Source organism: Streptomyces sp. NPDC060198 (genome assembly GCF_042728415.1).
Classification (GTDB): domain Bacteria; phylum Actinomycetota; class Actinomycetes; order Streptomycetales; family Streptomycetaceae; genus Streptomyces.
In genome coordinates, this window is record NZ_JBHWZJ010000429.1 from 1 (window position 1) to 5,432 (window position 5,432).

3 protein-coding genes are annotated in these 5,432 nt (G+C 73.9%); all 3 read right to left on the reverse strand.

Annotated elements, in window-relative coordinates:
* Positions 1-164: 164 nt before the first annotated feature.
* Positions 165-1,079 carry a phosphoribosylaminoimidazolesuccinocarboxamide synthase gene (locus ACFWEP_RS30920; protein WP_387375047.1) on the reverse strand — a complete coding sequence of 305 codons (915 nt, stop codon included), beginning with the start codon at positions 1,077-1,079 and terminating at the stop codon, positions 165-167.
* A 160-nt stretch (positions 1,080-1,239) separates the two neighbouring features.
* Positions 1,240-2,697 carry a N,N-dimethylformamidase beta subunit family domain-containing protein gene (locus ACFWEP_RS30925; protein WP_387375049.1) on the reverse strand — a complete coding sequence of 486 codons (1,458 nt, stop codon included), beginning with the start codon at positions 2,695-2,697 and terminating at the stop codon, positions 1,240-1,242.
* A 446-nt stretch (positions 2,698-3,143) separates the two neighbouring features.
* On the reverse strand, positions 3,144-5,021 hold the full coding sequence (locus tag ACFWEP_RS30930) for a hypothetical protein (protein ID WP_387375051.1): 1,878 nt from the start codon (positions 5,019-5,021) through the stop codon (positions 3,144-3,146).
* Between the last annotated feature and the right edge of the window lie 411 nt (positions 5,022-5,432).

A 5,432-nucleotide genomic window follows, 5' to 3' on the forward strand; every position in this document is an offset into this window, starting at 1 on the left:
GTCCCCAGGACCGGGGCCTTCTCCGTACCCGGCGGCCCCTCGGAGCCGTACCCCTCCCCCACCGCGGAACGCTGCTGCCGCCGCCCCTCCGTGTCGGGGCGGCGGCAGCGGTGGCGGAGCGGGCGGGGCCGGCGCTGACGCAGGGCCGCGGCGCGAGGGCCGGGCTACTTCCAGCTGAGGCCGGTGAGCCGCTCGTACGCCTCGATGTACTTGGCGCGGGTGGCGTCCACGACTTCCCCGGGCAGCGCGGGCGGCGGGGTCTCGCTCTTGCGGTCCCAGCCGGAGGCCGGCGAGGTCAGCCAGTCGCGGACGAACTGCTTGTCGAACGAAGGCTGGGCGTGGCCCGGCTCCCACTCGGCCACCGGCCAGAAACGCGAGGAGTCCGGGGTCAGCACCTCGTCGCCGATGACCAGCTCGTCCACACCGTCCGCACCGGGCGCGAAGCCGAACTCGAACTTGGTGTCGGCCAGGATGAGCCCGCGTCCGTGCGCGATGTCCCGGGCCCGCCGGTACACGTCGAGCGTCGTCTGCCGCAGCAGGGTGGCCGTCTCCACGCCGACGGTGTGCGCGACCTCCTCGTAGCTGACGTTCTCGTCGTGGTCGCCCACGGCGGCCTTCGTCGCCGGGGTGAAGATCGGACCCGGCAGCTCGGAGCCGTCGACGAGCCCCTCGGGGAGGCCGATGCCGCAGACCGTGCGCGAGTCGTCGTACTCGAGGAGACCGGAGCCGGTCAGATAGCCGCGCGCCACGCACTCGACCGGGACCATCCGCAGCGAACGGCAGATCGTCGTGCGGCCCTCCCAGTCGGCGGGGGCGCCGGCCGGCACCTCGGTGGAGATCACGTGGTTGGGCACCAGGTCGCCGAGCTGGTCGAACCACCAGAGCGACAGGGCGGTCAGCACCCGCCCCTTGTCCGGGATCTCCGTCGGCAGCACCCAGTCGTACGCGGAGATGCGGTCGCTGGCGACCATCACCAGGTCGCCGGCCTCGTTCCGGTACAGCTCACGCACCTTGCCGGTGTGCAGGTGGGTGAGGCCCGGCACCTGAACGGGCTCGGGCTTTTCTACGAAACCGGACACGCTGCCTCCGCGTAGGTTGATCCAAGGGTCGCGGATCCGATTGTCCCGTATGCCGGTACCGGCTCGCCGCGTGGGGCGGTCCGGTGGGGTCGGGCACCGGGCGGGACCGCCCGGTCGGGCTCAGTCGGGTTCAGTCGCACCCGACCGCGCCCGGTCGGGCTCAGTCACGCTTGCAGATCCGGTCCAGCAGATTGGCCGTGGCCCGCTGGATGCGTTCGTCGGTGTGCCCCGGCCGGTCCAGCGCCGGCGACCAGGCGAACGTGCCGGAGGCGAAGACGAGAGCACCGGAAGGCGCCTGGTAGAGCGAGGTCTCCTGGTAGCGCCGGGCTCCCTCGGAGTCCTCGTACGGCGAATGCGCGAGCAGGATGCGCTGCTCGTGCTCCGGCAACGCGGTGCGCGGGTAGTACCGGTCGGCCTCGCCCGCCACCAGGCCGGCGATCTCGTCTCCCTCCCCCGCCCCGGTGTCCCGCCAGAGCCAGTGGTCGGCGTTGCGCACGATGAGCGGCGAGGGCTCGGGCACCCGGCCCGCGTACTGGATGCCGAGCAGCTGCTGCTCCGGTTTGTCGACCTCCCGCCACAACGCGGGCTTCCCCGGCCCCTGCCGTTTGCGGCAGGTGAGCAGGCGGTCGGGCACCCCGGACGGGGACGCCGCGAGGGACACCTGCCAGTACATGGTGTTGGCCGAGAGGAAGACCAGCGAGGTCCCGGTGTCCCGCGCCAGCTCCGCGGTGCGCCGCATCGGGACGGACCAGTATTCGTCGTGGCCGGGGAAGACCAGGCCCCGGTAGCGGCCCGGGTCGACGCGGCCGGCGTGCAGATCACGGGCGTCCGCGTAGGCGAGGCTGTAGTCGTACCGCTCGGCCCAGCGGATGAAGTCGTAGGCGTGACCGACGTGGAGCGGCAGCCCGGCGCCCGCGTACGGGCGGTCGAAGGAGACCGTGACCGCCGCCTCCTCCTCGCCCAGCAGCCCGCCCTTCTCGTCCCACGCGTGGTAGAGACTGGCGCCCGTCCGGCCGTCCTCGGGGTAGAGGTTGTACGCCTGCCAGGTGATGTCCGGGAGCAGCAGCAGCAGATCGGCCGGGTGGTCGTCCCGGACCGTGAACGGGACGTGCGAACGGTGTCCGTCGACGGTGGTCAGCACCGCGACATAGGCGCCCACCCCCCAGTGGGCCGGGATCTGGAGCCGCCAGGAAAGCCACCAATGGTGGCAGGAAACAGTCTTGTCGGCGGCGAGCGGGGGCGGTTGCACGATGCCCGACTGGCGCGGGCTGGTGGTGATCTTCCGGGCGCCGTCGCCGCCGTAGTGGCCGATGCGGTAGATGTCGACGTAGAACTGCTGCGGCGGGTCGACCGTGATGTGGAAGTCGATGGCCTCCCCCGGCGCCGCCGCCCCGGGCGACGCGAAACCCTTCACCTGTCGGTGCACGTCATCGGCCGTACGCGGGCCGCCGCCACTGCGCCCCAGATCGGGGTCGGCGTACCAGGGGACGACCTGCCCCGTGTCGTTCAAGTAGTTCTCGCTCCCGCGCAGCCAGGGCAACGGCCCCTGCCCGAACGGATCGCTCACCGCGTGCGCGAGGGCACCCGACTCCCACCGGCGACTGTGCTCCGCCCCCATGATCGGCCCCTCCCTCACGTCCCCCGTACCACTGTGGTGCGCCCTGTGTCAGGACTGATCCCAGCACATCACATAACGCATGCGGCTCGTCACCGTTCGTCGTGAATTGACGTGAACGGAACCTAGCCTTCCGGGTATTGGGCCCGCACCGGGGTCCGCACCAGCGCGCGCACGGCGGTGCGCGCCGGGCGACGGCGCGTGCGCGGGGCGCGGGACAGGGCCTTTCCGGCACCGCGTGCGCGGACCGATTGCGTACACGGTGCCATATTTCCGTATACGGAGGGCCCGTTGCGGCGGACTGGGACACATTTCCGTATCCGGGGGGCGTGTTGGGTCCGGATAGGGCGCACGGACCGGCCCGAGCGCCGGGCTCCGATGCCTGAGCGGGGCGGGGCGCAGCCGACGCGGCACATCGGGCCGGAGGCCGGGCAGGAGTCGGCCGGGAGTCAGACGAGGCGGACCGGCTTGTCCTCCCGGATGCCCAGCTCGGAGAGCCAGGAGCGCAGCGGCTCCGCGTCGCCGTCCTCCACCAGGCTGAGCACCGGAGTGCCCAGATCCGTCCGGCGCGCCCCGTCGACCAGCAGGGCCGGGCCGTCCAGCCAGTCCAGGCCGGGCGCCGCGCCCGCCGTGTCCACGGCCGCGCAGCAGACCATGGCCGTGACGTGGTCGGCGAGCAGCTCCGTGCCCGTACGGGGCGGCTGGAGCGGGAAGAGCGGGAGCGGGCCGGGGCCCCAGAGGTCGAGCGGATCCACGGCCGGGCCGCGCCCGCCGGCCGCCGTGCCGTCCGTCTCACCGTTCGCCGACCCGGTGGCGGACGTCCCGGCGCGCGCGGTGGCCTCAGCGGCCTCCTCGCGGGCGACGGCGGCCCCCACGGCGGCCGCGAGCTCCTCGCCGCCGCCCCGCGCCGCGAGGTGGTCGATGACCCGGGCCAGTGTCGGCGCTCCGGCGTCGGCGGTACGGACGGCCGAGGGACGCGCGGCGGTGGGCCCGGTGGGAGGGGACGCGGCCGCTCCCGGACCTCCCGCGGGGGAGCCGGAACCGGGGGCCGCCGTGCCGGACAGGTTCGCGCCGGACAGGTCCGTACCGGGGGAATCCGCGCCGAGGGAGTCCATGACGCCGTGCAGCCGGGCCGCCTCCGTGCGCCACTTCCGGTCGACGACCTCCTCCGGGTACCGCTGCCAGTCGACCGGCGACCACTCGCCGCCCCGGGCCGGGCCGCCGTGGAAGAGCCGCGCGGCGAGCAGCGAAGCGGCCTCGTCGGCGAGACCGGGCTCTTCGAGGAGATCGCAGGCGGGGCGCTCGCCCAGGCGCGCGGCGAACCCCTCCGCGAGCCGGTCGCGCCGGGACAGCTCGGTGAGCGCGGACACCACCCCCGCGTCCAGCCGCGCCGGCCACCTGCCCATCCGCCAGGCGGGCAGCGCGACACGGGTCAGCAACCGGTCCCAGCCCGCGTAGACGAGGCCGACCTGCTCCTGGGCGGTGGCCCGCACGCCGTAGTCGACGCCCTGGGCACGCAGCGAGGCGGAGAGCGCGACGCACCGCTCCATCTCGGCGGCGTGCCCGCGACAGCTGCGGAGCATCAGCCGGGCCGCCCAGCCGGTGAAGGCGCGCGGCAGCCGGACGAACACGCCGGAGGGCGAAACGTTTGACCGCGCGGACCCGGCTCGGGGGGACCCCGCGTCCGCGACGACGCCGTCCAGACCGCGGACGAATCTCCGGGCGGCGGCTATGTCGGGGTGCGCGGCCAGGCCCGTACCGGCGACCACGGGGGCGAGTACCGCGCGCAGCTCACCGACGCGCATCCACCACAGGAACGGCGACCCGATGACCAGCACCGGCGCCGCCCGCTCGCGGTCGCGCCGCTCACCGCCACGCTCCTCGGCCTCGGCGGCTTCCCCGCTCCGCGCCGTCGGATGGGTGCGGTCCTCCAGCCAGCTGTCGCAGTCGGGGGTGAGCGCTATCGCCGAGGGCGCGGGCACGCCCATGCGGTCGGCCAGCTCCCGCACGAGCCGGTAGAGATCGGGGGCCGACTTCTCGTGCACCGCGACGGTCGGGCTGAGCGCCGGCCTGGCCCGCGCGACGGTGACGGCGACACCTGCGGCCAGCAGCAGGAAGACGACAGCCGTCGCGCCCACCACCCAGCGGGCGGTGTTCCAGCCGACACCGGCCAGATGCCCCTGCGCGGTGGCGGCGATCATGACCACGGCCACCGCCGCGGGCAGGATCGCCAGCGCCACCGCACGGCTGCGGATGCGCAGCAGCGCGAGGGCCCGCGCCCGGGCGGCCCGCATGCCCAGGTCCTCACCAGTCTCCGTACCGGACACGACCGGAAGTCACCCCCTCTGCCCCCGCGACGGTGTTGCTCACTCCCCCACTGTGGCACCGCCCTCGGACATCGCAATGCCAGTGGGCCAAGTGCCGGAATCCTTGCGCCGCACCCTAGTTGGGGGTTTCTCGGGCGTCATCCGGATGGCTCAGCCGTCACCCGATGGAATGGCTTTGGGTAAAGCTGCTGACTTATGGCCATGGATGGGCAAGCCCTTCTCCCCGCGCACGCAGCGCACATGCGGGGGCGTGCTCCGGCGCACCAAAAGCGCCACCCGGGGCGCGTCCCGCGCCTTCGCCTCGCCGGACGGTGTCGTGCCGGAGGAGCCCCCGAACACACCGCGTGCCTGCGGAAACGCCGGTGGCGGCCGAGTGACACTCGGCCGCCACCGGGTCGGGCGGGGTGGAAC

Bases quoted from the DNA above. Each gene is read 5' to 3' on its own strand.
- ACFWEP_RS30925 (WP_387375049.1), bottom strand. From the start codon at position 2,697: ATGGGGGCGGAGCACAGTCGCCGGTGGGAGTCGGGTGCCCTCGCGCAC.